General features: G+C 71.8%; 22 protein-coding genes. 13 read left to right on the top strand and 9 right to left on the bottom strand.

Features of this window, described 5'->3' with window-relative positions; genetic code table 11:
- Positions 1-10 precede the first annotated feature (10 nt).
- A complete protein-coding gene (map, locus tag QI554_RS26910) occupies positions 11-778 on the bottom strand; it encodes a type I methionyl aminopeptidase (protein WP_281473154.1) in 768 nt (255 codons plus the stop codon).
- A gap of 159 nt (positions 779-937) precedes the next feature.
- On the opposite strand from map, the gene QI554_RS26905 reads away from it, so the two are divergent.
- A complete protein-coding gene (locus tag QI554_RS26905) occupies positions 938-1,207 on the top strand; it encodes a helix-turn-helix domain-containing protein (protein WP_281473151.1) in 270 nt (89 codons plus the stop codon).
- A 233-nt stretch (positions 1,208-1,440) separates the two neighbouring features.
- On the opposite strand, the gene QI554_RS26900 is transcribed toward QI554_RS26905, so the two are convergent.
- On the bottom strand, positions 1,441-1,641 hold the full coding sequence (locus QI554_RS26900) for a hypothetical protein (RefSeq protein ID WP_281473149.1): 201 nt from the start codon (positions 1,639-1,641) through the stop codon (positions 1,441-1,443).
- A gap of 402 nt (positions 1,642-2,043) precedes the next feature.
- Here QI554_RS26900 and QI554_RS26895 point away from each other — a divergent pair, with 402 nt between their 5' ends.
- The 3 genes from QI554_RS26895 to QI554_RS26885 all read left to right on the top strand — a co-directional run bounded on the left by QI554_RS26895 (position 2,044) and on the right by QI554_RS26885 (position 8,964).
- Positions 2,044-3,051, top strand: coding sequence for a polysaccharide deacetylase family protein (locus QI554_RS26895; protein ID WP_281473147.1), 1,008 nt, complete (start codon positions 2,044-2,046; stop codon positions 3,049-3,051).
- Positions 3,052-3,103: 52 nt separating this feature from the next.
- Positions 3,104-7,108 carry an ABC transporter ATP-binding protein gene (locus QI554_RS26890; protein WP_281473145.1) on the top strand — a complete coding sequence of 1,335 codons (4,005 nt, stop codon included), beginning with the start codon at positions 3,104-3,106 and terminating at the stop codon, positions 7,106-7,108.
- A gap of 260 nt (positions 7,109-7,368) precedes the next feature.
- The gene (locus QI554_RS26885) at positions 7,369-8,964 is read left to right on the top strand and encodes an ABC transporter substrate-binding protein (RefSeq protein ID WP_281473143.1); all 1,596 of its coding nucleotides are present in this window, start codon (positions 7,369-7,371) and stop codon (positions 8,962-8,964) included.
- Between the two features lie 51 nt (positions 8,965-9,015).
- Here QI554_RS26885 and QI554_RS26880 read toward each other — a convergent pair whose 3' ends face one another.
- The gene (locus QI554_RS26880; protein WP_281473141.1) at positions 9,016-9,468 is read right to left on the bottom strand and encodes a MaoC family dehydratase; all 453 of its coding nucleotides are present in this window, start codon (positions 9,466-9,468) and stop codon (positions 9,016-9,018) included.
- A 116-nt stretch (positions 9,469-9,584) separates the two neighbouring features.
- On the opposite strand from QI554_RS26880, the gene QI554_RS26875 reads away from it, so the two are divergent.
- Together QI554_RS26875 and QI554_RS26870 are read left to right on the top strand one after the other, a co-directional pair.
- On the top strand, positions 9,585-10,088 hold the full coding sequence (locus QI554_RS26875) for a hypothetical protein (RefSeq protein WP_281473139.1): 504 nt from the start codon (positions 9,585-9,587) through the stop codon (positions 10,086-10,088).
- A 367-nt stretch (positions 10,089-10,455) separates the two neighbouring features.
- Entirely contained in the window at positions 10,456-11,493 is a 1,038-nt protein-coding gene (locus QI554_RS26870) for an aminotransferase class V-fold PLP-dependent enzyme (RefSeq protein WP_281473137.1), read from the top strand.
- A gap of 502 nt (positions 11,494-11,995) precedes the next feature.
- Here the strand turns inward: QI554_RS26870 and QI554_RS26865 are convergent.
- Positions 11,996-13,630, bottom strand: coding sequence for a glycosyltransferase family 39 protein (locus QI554_RS26865; protein WP_281473135.1), 1,635 nt, complete (start codon positions 13,628-13,630; stop codon positions 11,996-11,998).
- Positions 13,631-14,699: 1,069 nt separating this feature from the next.
- Positions 14,700-15,629, bottom strand: a complete 930-nt coding sequence (locus tag QI554_RS26860) for an LLM class F420-dependent oxidoreductase (protein ID WP_281473133.1) — start codon at positions 15,627-15,629, stop codon at positions 14,700-14,702.
- A gap of 152 nt (positions 15,630-15,781) precedes the next feature.
- On the opposite strand from QI554_RS26860, the gene QI554_RS26855 reads away from it, so the two are divergent.
- Positions 15,782-16,594: an AIM24 family protein gene (locus QI554_RS26855; protein WP_281473131.1), complete on the top strand. Its 813-nt coding sequence runs from the start codon at positions 15,782-15,784 to the stop codon at positions 16,592-16,594.
- A gap of 247 nt (positions 16,595-16,841) precedes the next feature.
- On the opposite strand, the gene QI554_RS26850 is transcribed toward QI554_RS26855, so the two are convergent.
- On the bottom strand, positions 16,842-18,182 hold the full coding sequence (locus QI554_RS26850) for an MFS transporter (protein WP_281473129.1): 1,341 nt from the start codon (positions 18,180-18,182) through the stop codon (positions 16,842-16,844).
- A gap of 378 nt (positions 18,183-18,560) precedes the next feature.
- Between QI554_RS26850 and QI554_RS26845 the strand changes: the two genes are divergently transcribed.
- The 3 genes from QI554_RS26845 (at position 18,561) to QI554_RS26835 (ending at position 21,707) form a co-directional block, all read left to right on the top strand.
- The gene (locus tag QI554_RS26845) at positions 18,561-19,583 is read left to right on the top strand and encodes a LacI family DNA-binding transcriptional regulator (RefSeq protein WP_281473127.1); all 1,023 of its coding nucleotides are present in this window, start codon (positions 18,561-18,563) and stop codon (positions 19,581-19,583) included.
- Between the two features lie 127 nt (positions 19,584-19,710).
- Positions 19,711-20,652, top strand: a complete 942-nt coding sequence (locus tag QI554_RS26840) for a hypothetical protein (RefSeq protein WP_281473126.1) — start codon at positions 19,711-19,713, stop codon at positions 20,650-20,652.
- Between the two features lie 287 nt (positions 20,653-20,939).
- The gene (locus tag QI554_RS26835) at positions 20,940-21,707 is read left to right on the top strand and encodes a helix-turn-helix domain-containing protein (RefSeq protein ID WP_281473125.1); all 768 of its coding nucleotides are present in this window, start codon (positions 20,940-20,942) and stop codon (positions 21,705-21,707) included.
- 33 nt (positions 21,708-21,740) lie between these two features.
- On the opposite strand, the gene QI554_RS26830 is transcribed toward QI554_RS26835, so the two are convergent.
- Positions 21,741-22,286: an HAD domain-containing protein gene (locus QI554_RS26830; RefSeq protein WP_281473122.1), complete on the bottom strand. Its 546-nt coding sequence runs from the start codon at positions 22,284-22,286 to the stop codon at positions 21,741-21,743.
- Between the two features lie 198 nt (positions 22,287-22,484).
- Between QI554_RS26830 and QI554_RS26825 the strand changes: the two genes are divergently transcribed.
- The gene (locus QI554_RS26825; RefSeq protein WP_281473121.1) at positions 22,485-23,363 is read left to right on the top strand and encodes an alpha/beta fold hydrolase; all 879 of its coding nucleotides are present in this window, start codon (positions 22,485-22,487) and stop codon (positions 23,361-23,363) included.
- Here the strand turns inward: QI554_RS26825 and QI554_RS26820 are convergent.
- On the bottom strand, positions 23,357-23,878 hold the full coding sequence (locus QI554_RS26820) for an NUDIX hydrolase (protein WP_281473119.1): 522 nt from the start codon (positions 23,876-23,878) through the stop codon (positions 23,357-23,359). The genes QI554_RS26825 and QI554_RS26820 overlap by 7 nt on opposite strands.
- Before the next feature lie 148 nt (positions 23,879-24,026).
- Between QI554_RS26820 and QI554_RS26815 the strand changes: the two genes are divergently transcribed.
- Positions 24,027-24,626 carry a hypothetical protein gene (locus tag QI554_RS26815; protein WP_281473117.1) on the top strand — a complete coding sequence of 200 codons (600 nt, stop codon included), beginning with the start codon at positions 24,027-24,029 and terminating at the stop codon, positions 24,624-24,626.
- A 102-nt stretch (positions 24,627-24,728) separates the two neighbouring features.
- A complete protein-coding gene (locus tag QI554_RS26810; protein ID WP_281473116.1) occupies positions 24,729-25,499 on the top strand; it encodes a DsbA family protein in 771 nt (256 codons plus the stop codon).
- Between the two features lie 90 nt (positions 25,500-25,589).
- On the opposite strand, the gene QI554_RS26805 is transcribed toward QI554_RS26810, so the two are convergent.
- On the bottom strand, positions 25,590-26,672 hold the full coding sequence (locus QI554_RS26805) for a LacI family DNA-binding transcriptional regulator (RefSeq protein WP_281473115.1): 1,083 nt from the start codon (positions 26,670-26,672) through the stop codon (positions 25,590-25,592).
- Positions 26,673-26,769 lie beyond the last annotated feature (97 nt).

The raw sequence follows: 26,769 nt of genomic DNA, 5'->3' as shown, positions 1-26,769 counted from the left end.
GTCGGAGCGGTCAGGCCGCGGTCAGCACGAGCGGGCCGTCGGCCGTCACGGCGACGGTGTGCTCGAAGTGCGCCGCGCGGCTGCCGTCCGCCGTGACGATCGTCCAGCGGTCCGGCAGGAGCCGGTACGCGTCGCCGCCGCCCTCCAGGAACATCGGCTCGAGCGCCAGCACGAGCCCTTCCCGCAGCCGGTAACCGCGGCCAGGCACGCCGTCGTTGGGGACGTGCGGGTCCTCGTGCATCGCCGTGCCGATGCCGTGGCCGCCGTGGTCGGCCAGCACGCCGTAACCGTGCTTGCGGGCCACCCGGTGGACGGCGTGGCCGATGTCGCCGAGGCGCGAACCGGGCACCATCGCCGCGACGGCGGCCTCGAGCGCCTCGCGCGTCGCGTCGGACAGCCGCTCGGCGGCGGCGTCGACCCGGCCGACCGGCACCGTGATCGCCGCGTCACCGTGGTAGCCGCGCAGGACCGCGCCGCAGTCGACCGACAGCAGGTCGCCGTCGCGCAGCACCCGGCCGTCCGGGACGCCGTGCACCACCACGTCGTTGACCGACAGGCACAGCACGCCGGGGAACGGCGGCAGCGACCGGTGCGGGCGGTAGCCGAGGAAGTTGGACGTGGCCCCCGCGGCGCGGATCCGCTCGGCGGCCAGCGCGTCGAGCTCGGCGAGCGTGACGCCGGGCCGCGCCGCGGCGGCGACCGCCGCGAGCGTGTCGGCGACGACCCTGCCCGCGTCCCGCATCAGGGCGATCTCGGCGGGGCTCTTCAACGTGACCATGGCGGCTCCTCGGCTCGGGGCTCGGCGGGACGGCGCGCGGGCGGCATCGCCCGAACTGGCCAAACAATACACGCCAAAGAATCCCAGCCAAACAATGCGCACCAAAGATGACGCGCCAAACAATCCCGCCCGCAAGAACTCCGGCCCTACAATCGAGGCATGGTGCGTACCCCGCTCACCGACGAGCAACGAGACCGCGGCCGGATCCTCGGCCAGGCCCTGCGCGAGGCCCGAGGCCGGCGCAGCGCGGCGCAGATCTCGGCGCTCTCCGGCGTCCCGCTGGACACGCTGCGGAAGATCGAGCGCGGCGCGATCGCGATGCCCGCGTTCTTCACGGTGCTGCAGCTCGCGCAGGCGCTGGAGCTGGACCTCAACACGCTGGCCGCGGAGTTCCCGGCGGCGGACGGCGAGCAGGCCGTGGCGTCCTAGCGACGCGTAAAGCGCGGCGGCGGCAGGCTCCGCACGACAGCCGACCTGCCAGTGACTCGACCAGGCCTCGCGCTGCCGCCGCTTCGTGTGTTCATACTCCGCCGATCGGCTGATTGGCGGCTCGTGGTACAGCCTTTCGACCTCCGGACCGTGACCTCGGTCGGGTCCCGCCCGTTGATGGGGTGACGGTCGCCCGCCAGGCGGCCGCGGTGCGAAAGGTCGGCGTCACGCGGTCAGATGAAGGCCGCGGTCCCCGTCGCGCTCCACAGCGGGCCGGGGAAGGGCAGGGCGAAGTAGGCCGGGAGGAAGCGGTCCGGCACGCGGGGCACCCGCGGCAGTTGCGCGGCGCGCGCCGCCGGGACGTACAGCGACGCCATCGAGCCGAAGAACACCGCGACGGCCACCACGGCCGCGCGCCGGAATCCGAACCTCATGCCTGTCTCTCCTTGGTTCACCGCGGCGCCGTTCCATCCGGGACGTCGGCGCCGTAACCCGTCACCCCGCGTGACGGCGGCTTGACTCTAGGGTTTTGTCGAGATTCCGCCGCGCCGTATTGCGCCGCGCGGGTGAACTGCGGGCCCGTCGAAGGGCTCAGGACACGCAAGTTCACTCCGACGAGTGATGCGCGTGCGCCCGTACGCGCCGGGTGCACTCCGCCGTCCGAGCCTCCGCGCACCCCTCCGGAGAACCAGCCCCAGGCGAACACGCGGCCGACGCCGCGCGGCCCCCTAGCCCCTGCGCCGGTCCGCCGCATCCGCAACGGCGTTCGAGTGACGGCGCGCATGGTCCGGCGTCCGAATGGGGAAAGATCGTCGGTCAAATGCCGCGTACCGGAGGTGATCCTTACGAACCGGGACCGAAGCCATCACCGGATCGCCGCCGCGTGTCTGATCGCCGCGGCCGCGACCGGTGGGTGCTCGACGGAACAGGGCCATTCGCGCGGCGGCGGCCCGCACAAGCTCGCGCGTCCGGCCGCCGAGTCGCCGGGCCTCGCCGTCGCGGGGCACGGCGGCCCGACCGCCCAGGCCGCGCCCGCCCCGCAGGCCGTCGACCCGGCCGAGCTGGAGGCCGCCGCGAAGGCCGCCCAGGCGGACGCCGCGGCCAAGCAGCAGGCCGACGCGCAGGCCAAGGCCGCCGCGCGGGCGGAGGCGGCGAAGCGCTGGGGCGTGGCGAAGACCCCTCTGGCGGCACCGCCCCCGCCCGCCACCAAGCCGGCACTGGCGCCGGGCGCGCCCGGTGTGAAGATCCGCCCCGGACTGCCGCCGGTGGTCTACCGGGTGCCGACGACCGACAAGGTGGTGTTCCTCACCGTCGACGACGGTGCGGAGAAGGACCGCGAGTTCACCCGCATGATCCGCGAACTCGGCATCCCTATCAGCGCGTTCGTCACCGACTACCTGGCCCGCGGCGACTACGGCTACTTCCGCGAGCTCAAGGACCAGGGCGTCGCGATCAACAACCACACGCTGCACCACCCGGACCTGCGGCGGCTCGGCGACGACGCGCAGCAGAGCGAGATCTGCGGCCAGCAGGCCTCGCTGCAGCAGCAGATCGGCGTTCGGCCGCGGCTGTTCCGTCCGCCGTTCGGCGAGTACACCGAGGAGTCGCTGCGCATCGCCGGGTCGTGCGGTGTGACGGCGGTGCCGCTGTGGAACGAGGAGGCGTTCCCGGACCGGATGGAGTACCGGTACGGGGACCATCTGCTCAAGCCGGGCGACATCATCCTGACCCATTTCCGCGGCCCGGACGTGTGGCGCGGCGACATGCGGGACATGCTGCGGCGCGTCCTCCAGGTGGTCACCGACCAGGGCTTCGCTCTCGCGCGCCTCGACGACTACCTGTAGCCGCGGATATCGGATAATCGTTAGGGGTGCTAAGCATCTAGACTCGGAGGTTGTGAGCACCGCTGCGGCGCACGCCGCCTCCGAGGTCCCGCGCACCGCCCCGGCACGCGGGTGGCTGCGGCGCATCCTGGCCGCCTGCTGGCGGCACAAGGCGAGCGTGCTGTGGGCCTTCGGGGCCTCCATCGTCGGCATGACGGTCACCGCGTTCGTCCCGCTCGTGCAGCGCGCGGTGATCGACGACGCGATCGCCGGCCAGATGTCCTCCATCGCCCCGCTCGCGGCCCTGCTGCTCGGCGCCGCCGTGATCGCCTTCGCCGCCGCGTACGTCCGCCGCTACATCGGCGGCAGACTGTCCCTCGAGGTGCAGTACGACCTGCGCACGCAGGTCTTCGGCGCCCTCTCCCGGCTCGACGGCGCACGCCAGGACGAGCTGCAGACCGGCCAGATCGTCAGCCGGGCCGGCTCCGACATCAACATGATCTCGAGCGTCCTGGCGATGCTGCCGATGCTCATCGGCAGCGCGCTGCTGTTCGTCATCTCGATCGTCGTGATGTTCGTGCTGTCGCCGCTGCTGACCGTCGTGTCGCTCGCGGTAGGCCCCGGCCTTTTCGTGGTCGCGCGGCTGTCACGGCGCAAGCTGTTCCCGGCGACGTGGGCGGCGCAGCAGGAGGCGGCCGCGCTGGCCGGCGTCGTGGACCACGCGGTCACCGGCGTGCGCGTGGTCAAGGGCTTCGGCCAGGAGGACCAGGAGATCTCCCGCCTGGAGGACGCCGGCAAGCGACTGTTCGCGACGCGGATGCGCGCGGTACGGCTCAACAGCCGCTACTCCCCCACCCTGTCGGCGATCCCGGCGCTGGGCCAGGTCGGTGTGCTGGCACTCGGCGGCTGGCTGGCGATCCGCGGCGACATCACGCTGGGTACGTTCCTGGCGTTCTCCACGTACCTGGGGCAGCTGGTCGGGCCGGTGCGGCTGCTGGCCGGGCTGCTCACCATGGGGCAGCAGGCCCGCGCGTCCGTCGAGCGCGTGTACGAGGTCGTCGACTCGCAGCCGCTGGTCACCGAGAAGCCGGACGCCGTGCCGCTCACCTCGGGCGCGGCCGGAGTCGAGTTCGACGGCGCGACGTTCGGCTACGTCGCCTCGCGGCCGGTGCTGGACCGCCTGACGCTGTCCGTGGCGCCCGGCGAGACACTGGCGCTGGTCGGCACGTCGGGCTCGGGCAAGTCGACCGTCTCGATGCTGCTGCCGCGGTTCTACGACGTGCAGGACGGCGCGATCCGCGTCGACGGGCACGACGTGCGCGACCTGACGCTCGACTCGCTGCGCGCCGCGATCGGCCTGGTCGCCGAGGACTCGTTCCTGTTCTCCGACACGGTGCGCGCCAACATCGCCTACGGCCGCCCCGACGCGACCGACGAGCAGATAAGCGCCGCGGCGCGCGCCGCAGAGGCCGACCGGTTCATCGCCGAGCTGCCCGACGGTTACGACTCGGTCGTCGGCGAGCAGGGCCTGACCCTCTCCGGCGGCCAGCGCCAGCGCATCGCGCTCGCCCGCGCGCTGATCACCGACCCGCGCATCCTGCTGCTCGACGACGCCACGTCGGCGGTCGACCCGAAGGTCGAGGCGGAGATCCACGCGACGCTGCGCCGCGTGATGGCCGGACGCACCACGCTGCTGGTCGCGCACCGCAGGTCGACGCTCCAACTGGCCGACCGCATCGCGGTGCTGGACCGGGGCCGTCTCGTGGACGTCGGCACGTACGAGGAACTGGACGAGCGCTGCCCGCTGTTCCGGTTGCTGTTGTCGGGCCCCGGGGACGACGCCGAGGGCCGGGACTGCGGCGAACTCGACGAGGCCGTCGTCATGGCGGACGGAGCCGTGGACAACGCCATGGCGGTCGAGGTCGTCGGCGGGACCTCTGCGGGCGTGCCGCTGGACGACACCGCCGTCGCACGGCGCGTGGACGGCCAGGTGGCCCGGATCACGCCGGCTTTGGTGGACGGCCAGGTGGCCGGCATCACCCCCGCGCTGTGGGACCGCAGCAACGCGCCCGACACGGCGCCCGCGTCGGTGTCCGCGGCCGGTGCGCCGGTCGCGGGGGCGGCCCGCGGCGGTCCGGGCGGCGGCGGCCAGGGCTTCGGCGGCCCGACGATGCTCACCGCAACGCCCGAACTGCTGGCCTCCGTCGAGTCGTTGCCGCCGGCGAACGATCGTCCCGCGGTCGACGAGGCGCAGGCGCGGGCCGAGGAGCCGCACTTCACGCTGCGCTCGCTGCTGCGCCCGTACCGCGTCCCGCTGCTGATCGGCCTGCTCCTGGTGGCGGCGGACGCGTTCGCGCAGCTGGCACTGCCCGCCCTGATCCGCACCGGCGTGGACCGCGGCATCGACGACCACGCGACGAGCGCGATCCTGCTGGTGTCCCTGGTCGCGCTCGGAGTGGTCGCCGCCGACTGGCTGGTGACGGTGGCTCAGGTACGGATCGCGGGCCGCACCGGCGAACGCCTGCTGTACACGCTGCGGGTGAAGACGTTCGCCCACCTGCAACGGCTCGGCCTGGACTACTACGAGCGCGAAATGTCCGGCCGGATCATGACCCGCATGACCACGGACGTCGACGCCGCGTCCACGTTCCTGCAGACCGGCCTGGTCAGCGCCGTCGTCAGCGTCATCACGTTCTTCGGGATCATGGTGGCGCTGCTGGTGCTCGACTGGGAGCTGGCGCTCGTGGTCATGAGCGTGCTGCCGGTGCTGATCGCCGCGACGGTGGTCTTCCGCAAACGCTCGTCGGCGGCGTACAGCGACGCGCGCGAGAAGGTCAGCGCGGTCAACGCGGACCTGCAGGAGAACGTCGCGGGCATGCGCACCGCGCAGGCGTTCCGGCGCGAGGAGCGCAACTCGGCGCGGTTCGCGGAACGCAGCCGCGACTACTACGAGTCCCGGCTCACGGCGCAGCGGTACATCGCGATGTACTTCCCGTTCGGGCAGTTCCTGTCCAACACGGCGGCGGCGCTCGCGTTGATCGTCGGCGCGCACCGGGTGGGCGACGGCACGATGTCGGCGGGCGCGCTGATCGCCTACCTGCTCTACATCGACATGTTCTTCGCGCCGATCCAGCAGCTGTCGCAGGTGTTCGACGGCTACCAGCAGGCGGCGGTGGGGCTGCGGCGGATCCGCGACCTGCTGCGCACGCCGACGTCGACGCCGGGCGCGACCGCGCCCGTGAAGGTGCCGGCGGCCGGGCTCGCGGGCGAGATCGTGTTCGACGACGTGGTGTTCGCATACGCGCCCGCGTCCAACGGCGCGGTCCCGGCCGAGCAGCCTGCCGAAGCGCCGGAGGCGTCCCCGAACGGCAAGGCGCCGCAGGCTATTTCGGGGATCTCGCTGCGCGTCGCGCCCGGCGAGACGGTGGCGCTGGTCGGCGAGACGGGGGCGGGTAAGTCGACACTGGTCAAGCTCGTCGCCCGGTTCTACGACGTCGACTCGGGCGCCGTCCGTGTGGACGGCGTCGACGTGCGGGACTGGGATCTGGCGGACTACCGGCACCGGTTGGGCGTCGTGCCACAGGAGGCGTACCTCGCGGCCGGCACGGTCCGGGACGCGATCGCGTACGGGCGGCCCGAGGCGACGGACGCCGAAGTGGAGGCGGCGGCCCGCGCGGTGGGCGCGCACGACGCGATCGCGGCACTGTCAGGCGGATATCTGCACCCGGTCGGCGAACGCGGGCGCGGCCTGTCCGCCGGCCAGCGGCAGCTGATCGCGCTGGCGCGGGCGCAGTTGGTGGACCCGGACATCCTGCTGCTCGACGAGGCGACCGCCGCGCTGGACCTGGCGACCGAGGCGCAGGTGACCCGGGCGACCGACGAACTGGCCAAGCGGCGCACGACGTTGGTGGTGGCGCACCGGCTGACCACGGCGGCGAAGGCGGACCGGATCGCGGTGGTGGACCGGGGCCGGATCGTCGAGTCGGGGACGCACGAGGAGCTGCTGGCGGCGGACGGGGCGTACAAATCCCTGTGGACCGCGTTCACCGGAACGCATGACGAAATGTCGTACAACTAGCCGGAGACAACCGTCCTGGGGGCATGTTCAACATCGCTTTGCGGCTCTACTGTGTCTCCTCACTCCGTTCTCGGTAGTCCGTCCCCGCACTTCCGTCTCGGCACTTCCGTCCCCGCACTTCGGTCTCGGCACTTCCGTTTCTCGGCACGGCGCTTTGCACACTCCACGGACGGTCCCCGCCAGGGCCGCTCCCCCTCCCGGAGGTGGAACAGTTGCCCCAATCCCCCGTCACAGCACACAGGTTCCGCTCCACCCGACACGTGTCACGCCAGGCCCGAACCGCGGTGACGCTCGCGGCGGTCCTGGCGTTGGCCGCCACCGCGTGCAGCGGCTCCGGCGGCAAGAAGTCCGCCAAACCCACCGCGGCCCCGCCCGCGCAGTCCGCCGTCGCCAGCGCGCAGCCGCCCGCCAAGTCCGGCGGCACGCTGCGGATGCTCGCGGTGCAGGACTCCGCGCAGTTGGACCCGTTCCGCACCGCCTATGTCGCGGTGACCGACGAGCCGCGGCTTTCCGCGCTGTACGACCCGATGTTCGTCATCCAGCCCGCCACCGGGAAGGTCGTCCCGCACCTCGGTGAGAGCATCACGACGTCGGACGGCGGACGCACCTGGACGCTGAAACTGCGCCCCGGCGTGACCTTCAGCGACGGCACCCCGTTCGACGCCGAAGCCGTCAAGAAGAACTGGGAGATGCACGCCGATCCGGCGACCAACTCCCTGCACCGGGCCGCTGCGACGGGGCTGACGCTGAACGTCGTCGACCCGCTCACGCTGTCGGTCACCCCGCAGGGGCCGAACGCGAACTTCGACCGGACCATCGCCCAGGAGCTGCCCTACATCGAGTCGCCGCAGCAACTGGCCAAGGGGCCGGACGCGTACGGCTCGCAGCCGGTCGGCGCGGGCCCGTTCGTGCTCACCAGCTGGACGCGCGGCAACGAGCAGGTGTTCACGAAGAACCCCACGTACTGGCAGAAGGACAAGGGCCTGCCGAAGCTGGACGGGTTCTCCGTCAAGAACGTGCCCGACATCCAGCAGCAGCTGGCCGCGGTCAAGAGCGGCCAGGCGGACATCTTCACCAGCTCCGACCCGGCGCTGCTCGACCGCGGCGCGAAGGACGCCAACGCGGCCGTGCTCAAGGTCGACGGCGGCCAGTACTTCCTGTTCAACATGACGCGGCCGCCGTTCGACGACCCGCGGGCGCGGCGCGCGGTGTCGCTGGCGATGGACCCGGCGGACATCCCCAAGACGCTGAACAACGGCTACATCCCGGCCAAGGGGGTGTTCTCGTCGTCGTCGCCGTGGCTGGACCCGAACTTCGTGCAGCCGCCGCCCAACCGGGCCGAGGCGCAGCGGCTGTTCACCGAACTGGCCGGCGAGGGCAAGAAGGTCGACTTCACGTACCTGATCCCGCAGAACCCGTCGTCGCAGAAGACCGCCGAGTACATGCAGAGCCGACTGACCTCCTACACCGACGTGTCGATGAGGATCGAGTCGCTGGAGATCGGCGCCTACATCGTGAAGTCCGCCATCCAGCACGACTTCCAGGGCCTTCTGACGCAGCGCTGGGTCCCGGACCCCGAGCCGCAGTACTTCCTCGCGTTCTACTCCAAGAGCCCGCTGAACTACGGCGGTTGGAACAACCCGGCGGCTGACCGCGCGCTGATCGCCGGACGTTCCAGCGCCGACCCGGCGGCGCGCAAGCAGGCGTACTCCGACCTGCAGCAGGCCATGATGCAGGACCTGCCGCTGTGGGTGTACTCCGAGGCCGTGGTCGGGCCGATCTACAACAGCAAAGTGACCGGCGTCGAGGTCTACAACGCCGGTGTGTTGTACATGGACCGGATCGGGTTCAAGTAGGGCTGTGTGGTGGGGCCCGCGTCGAGGTCGGGCGCGGCGCGGGCCCCGCGGTCACAGGACGACGAGTACCAGGCTCTCGGCGACGCACGCGGGCTTCGGCTGGCCCTCGACCTCGACGGTGTACTTGATGGTGATCTGGCGGCCCTGCGCGACCTCGCGCACGTCCAGCAGCTCGGCGCCGACGCGCACGCGCGAGCCGACCGGCACCGGGCTCGGGAACCGGACCTTGTCCGTGCCGTAGTTGACCATCATCTTCGGGCCCTCGAGGCGGAAGATGTCCTTGCCCAGCACGGGGATCATGGACAGCGTGAGGTAGCCGTGCGCGATCGTCGTGCCGAACGGGCCCTCCTTCGCGCGCTCCGGGTCGACGTGGATCCACTGGTGGTCGCCCGTCGCGTCGGCGAAGCGGTCGATGCGGTCCTGGTCGACGACGTGCCATTCGCCGAACCCGAGGTGCTCGCCCTTGTGCGCGGCGAAGTCGTCGAACGAGGTGAACACGCGCATGTGCGCCTCCCAGTCACGCGAAGCGGTCGGGTGTCATCGTAGTTCCCGCGAGGTGGATAGTGGACCTTGCAAACTATTTTTCCAACGGCTAGGTTTCGGTCCACGAGGGGTGCACTATGCCGGACGGCACACAGGACGGCACGGCAGCGCGGGCGCCGCGGCTGACGGTCACACACATCAGCGAGACGCCCTGGCACGAGGTCAAGGCACAGTCGCACGGCGGACGCCGGGTGTCGGTGTGGGAGAAGTTCCTCGAGTGGACCCCCGAGCGCATGGTGATCTACGCACGGTACGACGCGGGCGTCGTGGTGGAACGGCACGGCCACATGTCCGAGCACTACGTGTTCGTCATCGCGGGCGAGGTCCTGATCGGCGACCGCCCGTGCCCGGCGGGCACGCACATCACCCTCGAACAGGGGGCGGCGTTCGGGCCGCTGATCGCCGGCCCCGAGGGCGCGACACTGTACGAGGTCATGGCGGGAGACCCCCGCGCGGTACCCGCCGACCGGGCGGGATTCGAGCGGCTGCTGGCCGAGCGGGACATCACTCCGCTGCCCAACCCGCCTGTGCCGTGGCCCGACTGGCTGCAGGCGCGCACTGATGGGGACCCCGGGGCCTGATGCTTGACGAGTCGCGTGCCTGACGAACTGGGCGCTTCACGCGTCGTGTGCCTGACGAACTGGGCGCTTCACGCGTCGGGCGCTTGACGAACTGGGCGCTTCACGAGTCGGGCGCTTGACGGGCCTGGTGCCCTACCCGCTGCGCGGGAGGGCCGGGGTTTTGCGGAGTTTCGGTGGCGATTCTGTGGAATCGCTCTTCCGGAACGCCCTGATCACACAGAATTGTCCGCACGTCGCCGCGAGAGCCTCGCCCCTGTGGGCACACGCGGCGGCAGGCGGTGTGTGGCGCCGCCCCTGTGCGCCACACACCGCCGGCCCGCGGAGGTGGCTCTTTGCCGCCCGCGAACCGCCGTCGTACGTTCAGGCGATGAACGCTGACGACGCACGCGACCTGTGGCAGCCGGAACCCGGATGGCTCAACACCGCCAGCTACGGGCTCCCTCCGACCCCCGCGTACGAAGCGGTCCTCGCCGCGCAGCGCGACTGGCGCGTGGGGCACACCGGCTGGGAAGGCTGGGGCGCCGAAACCGACCGCGCGCGGGCGGAGTTCGCGGCGCTGGTCGGAGTGCCGGCGGCCGACGTCGCCACCGGAGCGAATGTGTCCAGCCTCCTCGCACCGGTCGGGGCGTCGCTCCCGCCGGGCACCCGCGTGGTGGTGCCGGAGGTCGAGTTCACCTCCAACCTGTTCCCCTGGATGGTCCACGAGTCGCGCGGCGTCGAGGTCGTCACCGTGCCGCTCGCCAAGCTGGCCGCGTCCATTGACGAGCGCACGGACGTCGTCGCCTACAGCCTCGTGCAGTCCTCCGACGGGACCGTCGCCGACGACGACGAGATCCTCGCCGCGGCGCGGGCACACGACGCGATGGTCGTCGTCGACGGGACGCAGGCGGTCGGATGGCTGCCGGTCGACGCCTCCCGCTACGACGTCCTCGCCGTCGGCGGGTACAAGTGGCTGATGAACCCGCGTGGCACGGGTTATGCGTACCTCGCGCCTGAGGTCCGTGAGCGGTTCGTGCCGGTGGCGGCGGGGTGGTACGCGGGGAAGGACGTGCATGCGTCCTACTACGGTCCTCCCCTTCGACTGTCCGACGACGCCCGCCGCTTCGACACGTCGCCCGCGTGGTTCGCGTGGGTGGGGGCGACGCCGGCCCTGTCGATCGTACGGAGCATCGGCGTGGAGACCATCCACGCGCACAATGTGGCGCTGGCCAACCGGTTCCTGACGGCGATGGGTCGTCCGACGAGCAACAGCGCGATTGTCACCGTCGACAGCCCGGGCGCCGAAGCTGCCTTGAACGCGGCGGGTATCCGTGCGGCGGTTCGGGCTGGGCGGGTGCGGGCTTCGTTCCATATTTATTCGACGGAGGCTGACGTGGATTCGGCGGTTGCGGCGTTGCTTGGCTGAACTCGTCTCGGGTTTTTTGCTGCACCTGGGCTTGGCTGGTGCGTTTTGGTGGCCTGACGCCCCTCCCGCTTTTGGATTTTCCGCGCGGACGGCCCGCGCCTCAAGCCGATGCTGGCAGCGCTTGGTCAGGTGGCCTTGTCCTGTTGCGGCTTGACCCGCGGGCCGTCCGCGCTGAACCACCTCGCACCTGGCGGGAGGGGCGCGGGGTGTGGTGGCTCTTGGGTTTTTATTGCTCTGCCGGGCTGCGGTGTTGCTTCGTTTTGCGGTGCTGCTTCACCGCTCCTGGCGCTGCGCGGCCGGGCTGCGGTTTGCGTGGGGTTCCGGGCGGGTTTTGTTGCTTGGTTATGTTGCGCTGCCAAGGGTCGTTCCGGCGTGGGGCCGCGCCTGCGTGATTCGGTCGGGGGCACGGCCTCGACCCCCCATCACTTTGCCGTCACGTATGCGAATCACCAGAACTCCCTCATTCGGGGGTGTCCGCGTCACACTTGCGTCAACGCGCCGGTCAGGGGCAGTCGCTCAGGAATTCGCTTCCGGACCAGGTGAGTTGGGGTGCCGATGTGCATGGTTCCGGGGCGGGTGGGGTGGCGCCTGGTACCAGCAGGCTGACGGTCAGACCGTGCACGGGCGTTGAGGTCACCACGTGGTAGCGGGCCCGTAGCGCGTTCGCGGTGTCGGTGCGGATGCCTCGGTACGGGTTGTCCGGCTGCCTTGTCAGGTTCACGGCGACCAGCCAGATCCTCGGTGCGGCGGCTCGGTCGAGGCAGGCGTCCGGGTCGGGGCAGTCGACCGACCACAGGGTGTCCCGGTCGGGGCCCGAAGCCGCGCGCAGGACGTCGTCCGGGCGGTGATCGTCGCCCAGGTAGTACTCGATGCCGCCGTCCACGTGCCAGATCCGCTGGCCGGCCGCCGAGTAGGCGATGCCGTCGCCGGGGCGCAGGTCGGCCCTGATCACGTCGGCGGCCGCCGCGTAGTCGAGCCAGGTGCCGAGGCTCGGGTCCGGGTAGGACCGCCGCTCGTGTGCGCCGACGCCGCGCAGGGTCCGCTGGTCCGGCAGTCCGCAGGCGGCGAGCGCGAGGACGACAGCGGCCACGACGACCCGTCGGTGCGTCGTTCTGCGTGTGAGTCTCGCGGCAAGCAGCGCGGCGCCCTGTCCCGCGAGGACCGCCCAGGCCGGCAGTGTGAAAAGCAGGTAGCGGGCCAGGAAGTACGACTGGTCGCCGAGTATCGAGACCAGGAGTACGGCGGTCGTCGGCAGCACCGCGGCCGCCCACCAGCAGGCGACGGTGCGCCGTGCGGGGCCGGTGCACGCCCCGATCGCGAGCACCAGCAGGGCGGCGGTGGCCGGGCCCGAGGCCACCACGCGCGGCAGCATGCCCTGGACCATGTCCGTGTCGGGGGCCGGGATCCACTCGATCTGTGCCGCGCGCTGGCTCGCCCCGAGTGCGAACAGCGGGACGAGCGGCACCAGGCCTGCTGCGACGGCGAGCAGGAACGGGCCACGGGCGGAGCGCCTTTGCAGGGCGAACGCTGCGTGGCCGACGAGTACGGCCAGCGCGACCAGGTGCCAGCCGCCGGTGAGCGCGACCGCCGCCGCGTACCAGGACCACGGCCGCAGGCGCGGCCCCGCGTCGATCGCACGGAGGAGCAGCAGCGTCGCGACGGCGGCGGTCAGGCAGACGAACGCGTACGCCCGGGCCTCCTGTCCGTAGCGCGACACGGCCGGGATCAGCGCGAAGACGAGCCCCGCGGCGCCTCCGGCCGCGGGCCCGAACGACCGCCGGGCGAGCACCGCGACACACGCGGCGGTCCCGGCCATCGCGAGCGCTGACGGCAGCCGCAAGGCCAGCACGCTGTCCCCGAACACGGCCGTCCATGCGTGCATGAACAGGTAGTACGCGCCCGACGAGGCGTCGATGTCGCCGAGCATGCGGACGAGCTCGGACGTGTCGCGCCGTGCGGCGGTCCAGGTCGCCAACTCGTCCCGCCACAGGACCGGGTGCGTGATGCGGAACAGGCACAGGAGGAGGGTGACCAGGCCGCAGCCGACCGGCATGAGGGCGCGCGAACGCCGGCGCGGTGAGGCCGCGCCGACCCGGTCGGCCACCTGTCGCGCGGCGCCCGCGACCGCCGTACCCACCCTGTTCCTCCCCGACACACCGCCTCCGGCGACCGCGCGGGGCTCGGACGAGTCTGGCAGGTGGGGAGCCGGGCTGTTCCGCTGCGGCGCGGGAGTCGAAGACCTGCACCATCCCCTGGCCTGCACGCCGGCGGCGGCCACCTCCCCCTCCCGATTTGTGATTGTCCGCGCGGCCGAACGGCTGTCAAGGCGCGGTGGATCTCCACTGGAACGGCGGCCCGTCCCGTGCTCCAGGAGGCGCCTTGACAGCCGCCCGGCCGCGCTGAAAACCGCGGCAACTATCGGGAGGGGGAGGCGGTGTGGAGGCGCATCGGGTGCTTTCGCGTTGCCGGGTCGCGGTCCCAGCGTGGTGGGCGCCGGGGCGGCCCGGGCTTTCCAAGATCATGAGAGGTGGGGGGCGCTAATTTTCGGCGGCCCGCACAATATAACGGTGGGGGGGCGCGGGGGCGCCCGGGGATGACCAAGATCATGAGAGGTTCGCGGCAATATGTTGCCGCGAACCTCTCATGATCACGGTGCGGGAGGCCGGCGGGCACCGATTCCGCACTCCCAGCGAGCATAAAGGCCCTGAATCCGGTATTTTGGCGGCGCTGTTCATGATCGCGGGAACGGAATGGACGCTCAGCGTCCATTTGGTTCCCAGGGTCGTGGAGCGGGTGGCGGGGGGAGCGGGGTGCGGGCCTTTCCGACGACGGAGTCGGCGGCGACCACGCTGGGACCGCAGCCCGGCACGGCAAACGCAACCAAAGCGCCTTCACACCCCGCGCCCCTCCCGATAGCTGCCGGGTTGTCTGCGCGGACGGGCGGCTGTCAAGCCGCCCCCAACAGCACACGACAGGCCGCGTGAACACGTATGGCCCCACTGCGGCTTGACAGCCGGTCGGCCGCGCGGACCATCAACAATCGGGAGGGGCGCCAGGACACCGCCAACAGACAGGTCAGGAACGGCGCATGGCAGGAGACCTCCACGCCGCAACCGCCGAGGCCCACCCCGCACGTACCGGCACGTTCGCAAGCCGACGACCCGCCACCCCCGCCGTCCAGGCCGCACCCGCGCGTCGGGCCGGCCTCAGGTCAGGAGTGCGGGGGCCAGACGCCTCCAGTCCTCGATGGTCAGGTCCACCATCGACTCCCCCAGCACCTGGAGGCACACGTGGTCCGCTCCGGCCGCGAACTGTTCGTCGACGCGTGCACGGATCGTGGCCTCGTCGCCCCAGACCACCAGGGCGTCGACGAGTCGCTCGCTGCCGCCGTCGGCGAGGTCCGCTTCGGTCAGGCCGAGGCGCAGCCAGTTGTTCCGGTAGTTCGGCAGGTTCAGGTAGGGCTTCAGGTGCTCGCGGCCGCGTCGCAGGGCGGTTTCGCGGTCGGTGGTGAGCACCGCGCCCTGTTCGACGGCCAGGTACTTGTCGGGTCCCAGGATCGTCCGCGCGTCCGCAGTGTGCTGCGGCGTGACCAGGTAGGTGTGGGCGCCCTCGGCGCGGTCGCGGGCGAGGTCGAGCATGCGCGGGCCCAGCGCCGCCAGCACCCGCGGCGGGCGCGGCTGCTCGCCGCCGGCTGCGAAGTAGAGCGCGCTGTCGAGGCCGTCGAGGTATCGCCGCATGAGGCTGAGCGGCTTGTCGTACACGTTGCCGCCCGGCCGGAGGCCCTCGACGAGCGGCGCGTGGCTGACGCCGAGGCCGAGGAGGAAGCGTCCCGGGTGCGCGTCGCGGAGGGTGCGGGCTCCGCCGTTCATGGCGACCGCGTCGCGGGCCCACAGGTTGGCGATGCCCGTGGCGACGGGGATGCGCGGCGCGGACTCGAGGATCAGGAGGGCCTGGGTCAGGGCCTCGCGGCCGACGGTCTCGCCGAACCACAGGGCTCCGTAGCCGAGCTCGTCCAGTTCGGCGGCGGTCTCGCGCAGTTGGGCGATCGGCAGGAAGTCGAAGGCCGAGGTCCACAGGCCGACGCGGCCGAGGTCCGGCAGGGCGCTGTGGGCGGGCGCGGGGGTGCTGTCACTCATAAACGCTCACTGTAACGGTGTCACAGAAGGATGTCCCCGGGCTCGGCGACGTGTGTCCGCGCACACTCGCGCGGGTGACGCCGTGGGCCCGCGCGCTGGAGATGGGCCGCGCTTTGTTCACCGCAGCGGCGTGGACCCGGGATCATGGCGTGGTGCAGAGTCCCCTGTTCAACAACGTCGCCATCCAGTCGAACGACCGGTTCAGTTTGCAGAACCCGCAGATGCTCCGGGTCGCCATCGACCGCCAGACGGCGCCCGAGGTCCTGGCCCGCAAGGGTGCGATGGTCGCCTTCACCGGCGCGGTCGACTTCGACGGCTACATGCCCACCCCCGGCGAGCTGCGCGCGGCCGCGTACGGCGCCGAGTTCATGCCGCTGATGCGCTGCACCGGCACGGGCGTGGTGTACTTCGCCAACCAGGCGCAGCACATCCACCTCGTACCGCTGTTCAACGACGCGCTCGTGGTCGACAACGACACCGTCCTGGCGCTCGACCCCGGTCTGATGTGGACGCCGGTCGCGCTGGAGTCGGAGCACCATATAGGCGCGGGCCCCGGCACCAACGGCCTGGCGATCAGCGGCACCGGCATGATCGCGCTGACCACCCCCGGGCATCCGCTGATCATGAAGGTCACGCCGCAGCACGAGGTGTTCGTGGACGCGGACGCGGCGGTCGCGTGGTCGGCCGGCCTGGTGACCCGCCTGGAGGCGCAGACCAACTCCAGCCGCGTGTGGCGGCGCCGCGGCCAGACCGGCGAGGGCTGGACGCTGAACTTCATCGGCGAGGGCTGGGTCCTCGTGCAGTCGATCGAGGCCGTGCCGCCGAACATGATCGCGCACGGCGGCGGAGCCTTCGGCATGGGCCAGCAGGGCTACCGGGGCCAGACCTGGGGCGGGCCGGACGGACCGCACGGGCCGGTGCACTTCCCGCCGCAGCAGCCGCCGCAGCACCCGCCGCGCCGCTGAGCGCTTTCTCACACACGTCACGCGGGATCACAACAGGCACACGAAAACGGCGTCGGGGCGCCCCCCCGGGCGGGGGGGGGGGGGGCGCCGCGCGGCGGGGGGGCGGGGGGTGGGGGGACGGGTGACAGGGCGTCCCCGCGCCCGCCCCCCCCCCCCCCCCGCCGCGCGGCGCCCCCCCCCCCCCGCCGCTCTGCGAGGAGTCTGTGTGCCGACTCGTGTCAGCTGCTGACTCGTATCAGCACCGCCGTCAGCGGACGCTCTTCACGAAGACCACCAGCACCGAGCCGACCAGCGCGATGCACGCGGAGATCGGGAACAGCGCGTGGTAGCCCCAGTTCTCGACGATCGCGGAGGCGATGAACGGCGCGGCGACCTGCGGCGCGGCGTTGGCGATGTTGATCAGGCCCATGTCCTTGCCGGCGTCCTCGCCGCGCGGCAGCACCTTGGTGATCAGCGCCATGTCGACGGCCATGTACATGCCGAACGCGAAGCCGTTGACGACGTTGAACGCCGTCATGCCGTTGACGGTGCCCCAGATCATCGGGATGAACAGCGACAGGCCGGCGAGCACGCCCGAGCCCAGCACGAACGGCTTGATGACGCCGAAGTGGTCGACCAGCTTGCCGACGACGACCGACGCGACGACGGTGGCGATGGCGTTCAGCACCATGAGGAAGCCCATGGTGGGGAGCACGTCCTGCGGCGCGACCTTCACGTACTCCATGAGGATGTACATGTTGTAGGTGAGGACCGTGAAGTAGCCGGCCACGACGCCGAAGCGGGACAGGAACGCCCAGCCGAAGTCGGGGTGCTTCTTCGGGTTCAGCCAGAAGTTCGAGAGGAACTTCTTGAAGCTGAACTTCTCGACGACCATGCCCTTGCTGGACTTGTCGGGCGTCACGAAGATGAAGATCAGCATCGCGGCGACCAGGATGCCCGCGATCAGGTAGTAGCCCTTCTCGCCCGCGAACTTGCCGTCGAAGCCGCCGATGCTGCCGTCGAGGCCGAGCTTCGAGACGTCGATGCCGGCGATGGTGTACGCGGACACCACGATGCCCAGCGGGATGCCCAGGCCGACCAGGCCCGAGAAGATGCCGTACTTGGACGCGGGGATGCGGTCCGGCATGGCGGCGGTCAGCGCGGCCTGGTAGCCGTTCAGGATGAGCTGGACGAGACCCCAGGTCACCGCCAGCGCGCCGATCGAGGTGGCGTTGGCCTGCCCGATGAGGGCGAGCGCGCCGCCGCCGGCGCACAGCAGCATCCAGGGGGCGCGGCGCCCGAAGCGGGAGCGGGTGCGGTCCGAGATCTGACCGAAGACCGGGTTGCCGATCGCGGCGAGGGCGGCGCCGATGGCGACCGCGTTCTTCAGGGCGTCGGGGTCCGGGTGGCCCTTGATCGAGGTGACCTGGAGCGGGATGAGGAACGACCCGACGCCCATCCACACCAGATACAGGGCGAGGTTGGCCAGCGGAAGCGTTACGTACAACGGGCCGAGCTTGAAGCGCGGCTTGCCGTCGGCGTCGAGCGGTCCGACCTGGGCCGGAATCGCAGGGGCGGCTTCGCGGGCCGCAACGTTGCTCTGCGTCATGTGAATCACCGAGTCGTCGGAGGAGGGGTAGTCACGGCCCGTGGTCCTTGGTACGTCGCACGGGGTTGGTCACGGGGCCGTTCTCGGTACTGCTGGTGCTGTTGTTAATTCTGCTGACACGTTTCACTGACTCGTGTTACTGACACGTGTCAGCAGCGGGTGCACGGATCATGGCATGGCATGAAGGGCGGGTGAACAGAACGTGACGTACGTCGCATCGCCCCCGGGGAACCAACCCGACAGGCGCCATGGCAACCTCCTCTCAGCAGACCTGTAGAACCTCGCCGAGCACCCGCCGAACGCCTGCGGAAGCTCTGCGGAAACCCTCGAACGCCCCCTCGAACCCTCATTCGAGCCAGATGTGAGGACCGCCCCCTCATGGTCCAAGTCCCTCGTCCCGGGAAGGCGCCCACCAGCGCCGACGTCGCCCGGGCCGCAGGCGTGTCCCGAACCACGGTCTCCTTCGTCCTGAACAACGTCCCCGGATCCGGTATCAGCGAGGCCACCCGGGAGAAGGTGCTGGCCGCCGTGCGCAAGCTCGGCTACTCGCCGAACGCCGGCGCCCGCGCGCTGCGGGCCGGCACCAGCAACCTCGTGCTCTACGCGATGCCGCGCTGGCCCCTCGGCCACACCATCCACACCCTCCTGGAGCGGACCCGCGACGCGCTCGCCGAACGCGGCCTCGTCCTGATCGTGCACGGCGACCGGAACCTGACCGGCATGGAGGCCGCGCGCGGCTGGGCCGAGCTGAGACCGCGCGCGGTGATCGCCGACTCCTGCCGCTGCACCCGCGAGTCGGTGGCCATGCTGCGCCAGCACGGCGTGCACACCGTCGTCCTGGTCGGCGAGGAGGCCGTGCCGTACGCCCCGACGGTGGTCTTCCAGCAGCGGCGCGTCGGCGGCGTCGCGGCCGAGCACCTGGTCAAGGAGGGGCACCGGCGCATCGCCGGGATCGTGCCCCTCGGCGACCTGTCCGAGGCCGGCGAACTGCGCTACGCCGGGCTCCAGGACGTGGCCGACGCCGACCCGTCGCTCGAACTCACGCGTGTGGAAATGCCGTTCGACCACGACCGGGCGCTCGCGGTGGCCCGTGCGTGGGCCGCGTCCGAAAACCGCCCCACCGCGGTCTTCGCCTACAACGACGAGTTCGCGGCGCTGATGATGCGCGCGCTGCGCGACGTCGGGCTGTCGGTGCCCGGCGACGTGGCGGTGGTCGGCGTCGACGACACGCCGCTGTGCGAACTGGTCACGCCCCGGCTGACGTCCGTCGCGCTGCACTCCACCAACTTCGCGGAGATGCACGTCAAGGTGCTGATGGAGCAGCTCGACCGGACGCTCGGCGACGAGCCCCCGGTCGTCCCCGAGCACGAGCCGGTGCTGGTCCGCCGCGACTCGGCCTGAACCGCTCCGGGGCCGGTGCCGCGCGCGCACCGGCCCCGACGGGAGCACGCCTCGCCCCGATACGATCGAAGGGTGATCACCGCGGCCCGCAGTAGCACCGCGCAGAGGTATCGCCGAGGAGGCAGGCGTGGGGTTGTTCCGTCGGGGGCCCAAGCGTGATCCGCGCGACGCGCCGCGCGATCCGGCCTTCGAGTTCATGTCCTTCGAGGAAGGGCGCAGGCTGCGCGCCCTGACCCGCGAGTCGTTCGCGGAGTGCGGGCTCGAGGTCAGCGTGTACGCCGACCACATGACCGACGCGTCGGGCCGGCACTACAACCTCTACAACCTGGCCGCCGGCTGCCACAACGACGAACGCGGGCCGCGCGCGTGGCCGATCCTCATCCAGGACCACGTGCAGAAGCTCGTCCGCGCGATGGACTCCCCCGCGCTCGCGACCATGCCCGCCGACGAACTGTGGGCCCGGCTGTATCCGCGCATCACCGCCGACGACAGCCTGCCCGACGACCCGGCGTTCGCGTACGCGCCCGTCCCCGCCCCCGGGCTGCGCGAGGTCCTCGGCCTCGACCTGCCCGAAAGCGTGCAGACGCTGCCCGCGGACGCGCTCGCCGAACTCGGCGACCTGCCGTCGCTGCGGCTGCGCGCCATGAACAACCTGCGCGCGCTGCCGATCGAGGACCACGACGTGGTCAAGCACACCGACGGCGCGAACTTCCATCTGATCGCCGGGGATTCGTTCTTCACCGCGAGTCGCGCGCTGGTCCTCGACGACCTCGTGCCGCGCGTGACCGGGCAGCCGCTCGGGCCCGACGGGGCGCTGGTGGCGCTGCCGTTCCGGCACCTGCTGGCGTTCCATCCGATCACCGGCATGGACGTCGTGCCCTCGCTCACCGCGATGGCCGCCTTCGCGGCGTACCGGCACGACGAGGCGCCCGGGCCGGTGAGCCCCTACGCGTACTGGTGGCGGCGCGGGCGGCTGGTGCAGTTGAGCGAGCGGAGCCCTGACGGGCTCGCGATCGTCGTGGACCAGGAGTTCTCGGCGTTGCTGGAGCGACTGCTCGGCGAGGAGTGAGGCGGGTCGGCCGCCGTGGCGGATGTGGCGCGCGGTGCCGGAGGGCCTGTCGGGAAGTCCGCGGAAGTTTCCGTGCCGGGCCCGTAACCCCGCCGCGCGCCCCTCGTTGTACCGCGTGAGGCCCCGGAGCGTCCCCCCGTTCGTTCCGGGGCCTTCTCCATGCCGCCGTTCCCGCCGAGGTCACGGCCACCTGCTGGAGGATCGGCCGATTCCGGCGCCGGGTCGACACGTGACGCCGGTGCGATCGTCCAGGTTCGGATCGGGGACACCGCCCCTAGCCTGGCCCCGTGGAGCCCGCCAGAGACACCCCCGCACGCCCGCCCTTCTCCCCCGCCGCCGCGCGTCGGGCCCGCGCCGGCCTGCACATGACGCACGATCAGGTCGCCTACGGCCTGGCCGCCTTCCGGATCATGGTCAGCCCGCGCACGGTCGCCGACTGGGAGACCGGCTACAGCGCGCCCAGTGAGGCCGAACTTCTCGCCCTCGCCGAGACGCTGTGGTGCTCGCCGGCCGACCTCATGGGTTCGGCGGGCGCGCTGCGCGAACACCGCATCGGACAGCGCCTGTCGGCCGCCGAACTGTGCATGCGCATCGGCGTCCCCGAGGCCCGCTACCGCGCCATGGAGGAGGCGAACACCTGGCGCGGCGACGAGCGTTCGACCGCCGCGCTGGTCCGCGAACTCGGGCTCTCGCTCCGGGACCTCGTCACCGTCTCCGGCGCCTCGGCCGAGGTCGAACGGCTGCTCGTCGAGACCGTGCGCGGCCGCCCCAAGTCACAGCTCGGGCCGATGACCCGGCTCGTCGGCCTGCGCCGCTCCCGTGTCGCCGCGGCCCTGGCCGGCGTCCACGACGAGTTCGCCCACCGGGCCCGGGTCACGCTGTCGTGGTCGGACGGCGTCCCCGGCGCCCGTCCGCGGACCGAGTCCGCGCCGACCCCCGACCTGGAGGCAGAGGCGGGCCGCATGGCGGACCGCTTCTGGGAGTTGCTCGGCCGCCCGGTCCCCGAGTACGGGCAACAAGGCGTGTGGCAGTGGAGCCGTCTCGACGGGGACTGACCCGACGCCGAAGGCCTTGAGGCTTCGCCGAGTTCAGAGTTTCGCGGCCCACTTCGCCAGGCGCGCGAAGTCCTTGGGGACCAGGCCGACCTTGGGGTCGACGTGGTGCGCGAGGGTCGGTGCGGCGTGGTTCCTGGCGAGCCAGCGGCGGTCGGCGCGGGCGAGTTCGTCGTCGACCCAGGCGAACGGGCGGTCTCCGGCGTAGGCGGCCAGGGTCGCGGTCTTCCAGTGCAGCTTCGCGGTCGGGCTGGGAGTCGCGACGTCGTCGTCCAGGAAGTCCACGAACGGGAGTTCGGGCAGGCCGATCAGCGGGCCGATCAGCCGGTTGGCCTCCTGCATCCACGTGGTCGCCCAGACCAGGTCGAACGGCAGCGCCAGCAGGGCCTCGCCGTGCTCGGGGTTCAGGTCGACCCGCAGCGCCGACCGCTCGCCCGCGTCGACGGGGGGCGCGTCGGCCGGGGCACCCGGGCGCAGCCGGTGGCTCACGTATCCGGGCCGCACGGGACCGGGCTGGAGGGCGTACGGATTCAGCGGTCCGTCGACGTCGAGAAGCAGCAGCGGCGGCTGGGTTGAGGGCACAGGCCGAGCCTAGGGGGTGCCCTCGGCCCCCGTTCGGTCGTCGTGGGTGACGGGCCGGTGCACGGCGCGTTGCCGGTGCGAAGCGCGGCGATGTGGGGTGGCACCGGGTCTCGCGCCGGGGCTGGCGCGCGGCGGTCGTATCGGGTAACACCGGGTGGCAGTGGGTGGGATCGGGCGTCGAGCGCGAGGAGTGGCAGCGTGACCGGGAACGGGAGCGTCGAGGACGGCACGGGCGTGGAGCGGATCGAGATCGCGGCCCGCGGGATGGTGTTCACCGCGAGGGCGACCGGCCCGGCCGACGGGCGCCTGGTCCTGCTGCTGCACGGGTTCCCCGAGACGTCCGCCGAATGGCTGGCGCAGCTGGGCGCGTTGGGTGCGGCCGGGTACCGGGCGGTGGCGTTCGACCAGCGCGGGTACTCGCCGGGGGCGCGGCCCGCGGAGGAGTCGGCGTACGACCGCGACGCGCTGGTCGGGGACGTGCTGGCCGTCGCTGCCGCGCTGGGCCGCGGCGACACGCCGTTCGACCTGGTCGGACACGACTGGGGCGGGGGCATCGCGTGGCAGGTCGCCGGGCTGCACCCGCACCGCGTGCGGACGCTGTCCGTCGTGTCCACGCCGCACCCGGACGCGATGTGGGCGTCGACCCGCGACACCGCCTCCGACCAGCGCGAACGCTCTTCGTACATGCAGCTGTTCCGGACCCGCGGCAAGGCGGAGGACGTGCTGCTGGCCGACGGCGCGGCCCGCCTGCGGAACCTGTACCACGGCCTGCCCGACGAGGCCGTCGCCGAGTACGTCGCGCTGTTCACGGACCCGGCGACGCTGACCGCGGCGCTCAACTGGTACCGGTCGATCGAGCCGAAGTCGCTGCACGAGGCGGGCCCGATCGACCTGCCGACGCTGTTCGTATGGGGCGAGGACGACTGGGCGCTGGGCCGCAACGCGGCGGAGCGGACCGCCGAGTTCGTGCGCGGCCCGTACCGTTTCGTCCCGCTGGCGGGGGTGGGCCACTGGCTGCCGGAGCTGGCCGCCGACGAGCTGACGGACGCGCTCCTCGCGCACCTGGCCGCCTACTGATCCGCGAACAGCGCGTCGTACAGCGGCAGCCAGATCTTTCCGGCGCACCGCTCGGCCACCTCGTCGCGGGTGAGCCAGGCGGCCTCGACGCACTCCGAGTCGGGGTGCGGGCTGGTCGGCGCGCCTTCGTGCGGGAGCCGGGCGACGTAGAACGCCATGTAGTCGTGCTGCGGGTACGGGTGCCCTGGCGGCGGCTCGTCCAGCAGGGTGATGCGCTGCCCGCCGAACAGGTCGAGTGCGTCGACGGCCAGGTCGAGCCCGGTCTCCTCGGCGAGTTCCCGGACGGCCGCGAGCGCCGGGGACTCGCCGGCCTCGACGTGCCCGCCGGGCACGTCCCAACCGCGGCCGGGCTCGGCGACGTCGGTCAGCAGCGTCCGGTCGAGCGCGTCGACGACGAAGACGTACGAGGTGGCGACGGCGTAGCCGTCGGGAATGCGGTCGGACAGCATCCGGTCGAGGGTGTGCGGCAGGCGGATCCACGGGACGGTCAGGGTGTCGATCACGTTCGGCGCCATGGGGGCATTGTGTCGGACCGGGCGGACGTCCCGCGTGTACGGCTGACGGCGCGCACTGGACTCACGTTTCCGTCACGCCGGTTGGCACACGGCCGCTGGTATGGTCCCCCGGTTGTAGCCGCAGCCACGATCGGGGAGAGGCGTCAACGTGCATAACCAGCCGAAGTGGGCCTGGTGGGTCGTCGGGATCTTGATTCCGCTCCTCGGGATCGCGGTGTCGATCTGGGCGGTCAACAGAGGCGACTCCGGCTCGTCGGACACGTCGTCCTCGTCGACGGCTCCGCAGAACGCGTCCGGCGGTTCCGCGGCCACCGGCGGGTCGCAGTCCGGCGCTCCGGCGGCGACGAAGCCCGCGAACCCGCAGAACCCCGCCCCCGAGGCGAAGGTGCTGGCCGGGCCCGTCGAGGTCGTTCTCAAGGACGGGGCGAGCTACCTGGAGCTGGACACCGTTCCCCCGATGGCGCTGCCCGGCGGCAAGGGCGCGGACCTGGTGCTCCTCGTCAACGTCCCGCCGCCCGGCTTCGCCACCGAGGGCTCCACCAAGACGCTCGCGCTGCTGCCGGAGGGCTCCGCCGACCCGACCGCGGCGGAGTGCCGCCAAGCCGTCGACAAGCGCGGCACGTACGACGGCGGCGACGTGAAAACCGGCCAGCGCATGTGCGTCGTCACCGACGAGGGCCACGTGGCGTACCTCAAGGTCCTGAGCGCGCCGACCACCGTCCGCGCCCAGGTGACCGTCTGGGAATAGCGCCCGGCGGCCGGGCGGCCTAACGGCCGTGTCTTCCGATCACCGTGGTTCGTTGTGCTCCGCGCTGTACGACGACCACGTTCGCGAGCGGAAGGCGGCAAAGTGCGGATCATCCTGGGGGCCGGCGACGGCCCCACGTCCCCGGCGTACCGGCGGCGGGTCGGCGCCGTCGCGGTGGCGGGGCTGTTGGCGGTGGCGCTGGGCGCCGTCGCGCAGTTCACGCAGGCGACGTCGGTGCCGATGGCCCCGGTGCCGGCCGACGGCGCGGTGGTCTCCTCGGACCACGACGTGACCCGTCCGGTGGGCCTCACCGCGGCGTCTGTCTCCCGGACCGAGGGCGACCCGATGGCGCGGGGCCGGGTCGACGCGCCCGTCCTGATGATCGAGTACGCGGACTTCAACTGCGGCTACTGCGTGCGGTTCTCACGCGAGACCGAACCGGAGCTGCTGCGCCGCTACATCGACACCGGCGTGGTCCGGTTCGAGTTCCGCAACTACCCGATCCGCGGCGGCAATTCGTCCGATCTGGCGCAGGCTGCGTGGGCGGCGGGCCGGCAGGGCCGGTTCTGGGAGTTCCACGACGAGATCTACGTGAACGGCACGCGCACGGACGGCCCGGAGGGCGCGCTCGAGGTGGCGCGCGCCGCCGGTGTGCCGGACCTGGAGCGGTTCCAGGAGGACTGGCACAGCGGTGAGGCGCGCGCCGCGGTGGACCGCGACGTGCGGGCCGGCCGGGACGCGGGGGCGGAGATGACTCCGACGTTCACGGTCAACGGCAAGGTGATGGTGGGCGCGCTGCCCATGGAGGACTTCTCCGCGGAGATCGACCGTGCGGCGCGCACCGCGCGGACGGGGCTGCGCCACCCGTACTAGGCCTTCAGCCACAGGCCGGCACGAACTCCAGGGCCCCGCACTCTCGTTCGAGCGTGTGGGGCCCTGTCGTGCGCCGACGGGCGGGAGCGGCTACCCCGATTTTCGGACCGTCGAGCCGCGGATGTGCAGCTTCGTCGGCACGACGATCCCGCGCGAGTCCTGCGCCGCCCCTGACAGCGCCTCGACCAGCAACTCCATGGCGGCGAGGGCGAGTTCCTCGGGCTGGAGGCTGAGCGTGGTCATGCCGGGGTCGGTGTGCTCGGCGATGCCGTCCTCGCTCACGCACACGATGAGCAGGTCGTCCGGCACCCGGTAGCCGGCCCGGCGCGCGGCGTCGATGACGAGGAGCGGGCTGGTCTCGGTGAGGATGAACAGCGCGTCGGGCCGGTCGTCGTCTCCCAGGACCTTCTCGACGCTCGCCAACGTGTGCCCGTAGCCCGGCTTTTCGACGACCTCGACGCGCGTGCGCACGCCGCGTTCGGCGGCCCACTGCGCCTGCACCTCGAGGGACCGCACGGTGAACAGCGTGTCGCTGCCGGCCGCGAGGGTGACGATGTCGGTCGCGCCGTTGTCGGCGAGGTGGTCGAGGACGCCGCGGATGGCGAGGTCGTGGTCCATGTCGACCCAGTAGCCGCCCGGTTGGCCGTCGACGCGCCGGTCGGAGACCACGGGGATGCCGGCCGCGAGGAAGTCGTCGACGAGCGGGTCGTCGATGATCGGGTCGTTGATGCACACGGCGTCGAGCGGGAGGTCGGCCCACTCGTCGCGCCCCGAGTGGTTGGGCAGCAGGACCAGTGCGTGCCCGTGTTCCATGGCGGCGCGCGCGGTGGCGTTGGTCAGTTGGGTGAAGTAGGGCGATTCCATGTACACCCAGGGGGCGGCCACGTACTCGCGCACCGCGAATCCGATGAGCCGTGCGTGCCCGGCGCGCAGCAGGCGCGCGGTGGCGTTGGGGCGGTAGCCGAGCCGGCGTGCGGTTTCGCGGGCGTGCGCACGCACCGCGTCGGACAGCCGCCCGGTTCCGTTGAGTGCCGCGGAAACGGTGGTCTTGGACAGGCCCGCTTCGCGGGCGACGTCGACGAGCCGTACCCGTGGCACGGCGGGCGCACCGGAACCCGGTCGGCGGCCGACGCCGCCCCCGCGTCCCCCGACCCGACGATCTGGTTCGTTCATGGCCTCGATCCTGACATGGTGACGGGCCCGCGATACAGCCCCCGGTTACAACGCTGTGACCTCGCGGGAATCGTTCCCGCAAACCCTTGTGCGGGAA

The organism is Yinghuangia seranimata (assembly GCF_029953285.1).
GTDB lineage: Bacteria > Actinomycetota > Actinomycetes > Streptomycetales > Streptomycetaceae > Yinghuangia > Yinghuangia seranimata.
Note: the sequence above shows the minus strand (reverse complement) of the source record. Positions and strands in the feature narration are given on the sequence as shown.

Bases quoted from the DNA above. Each gene is read 5' to 3' on its own strand.
- QI554_RS26870 (WP_281473137.1), top strand. From the start codon at position 10,456: ATGAACGCTGACGACGCACGCGACCTGTGGCAGCCGGAACCCGGATGG.
- map (WP_281473154.1), bottom strand. From the start codon at position 778: ATGGTCACGTTGAAGAGCCCCGCCGAGATCGCCCTGATGCGGGACGCG.
- QI554_RS26900 (WP_281473149.1), bottom strand. From the start codon at position 1,641: ATGAGGTTCGGATTCCGGCGCGCGGCCGTGGTGGCCGTCGCGGTGTTC.
- QI554_RS26880 (WP_281473141.1), bottom strand. From the start codon at position 9,468: ATGCGCGTGTTCACCTCGTTCGACGACTTCGCCGCGCACAAGGGCGAG.
- QI554_RS26845 (WP_281473127.1), top strand. From the start codon at position 18,561: ATGGTCCAAGTCCCTCGTCCCGGGAAGGCGCCCACCAGCGCCGACGTC.
- QI554_RS26805 (WP_281473115.1), bottom strand. From the start codon at position 26,672: ATGAACGAACCAGATCGTCGGGTCGGGGGACGCGGGGGCGGCGTCGGC.
- QI554_RS26820 (WP_281473119.1), bottom strand. From the start codon at position 23,878: ATGGCGCCGAACGTGATCGACACCCTGACCGTCCCGTGGATCCGCCTG.
- QI554_RS26875 (WP_281473139.1), top strand. From the start codon at position 9,585: ATGCCGGACGGCACACAGGACGGCACGGCAGCGCGGGCGCCGCGGCTG.
- QI554_RS26905 (WP_281473151.1), top strand. From the start codon at position 938: ATGGTGCGTACCCCGCTCACCGACGAGCAACGAGACCGCGGCCGGATC.
- QI554_RS26850 (WP_281473129.1), bottom strand. From the start codon at position 18,182: ATGACGCAGAGCAACGTTGCGGCCCGCGAAGCCGCCCCTGCGATTCCG.
- QI554_RS26860 (WP_281473133.1), bottom strand. From the start codon at position 15,629: ATGAGTGACAGCACCCCCGCGCCCGCCCACAGCGCCCTGCCGGACCTC.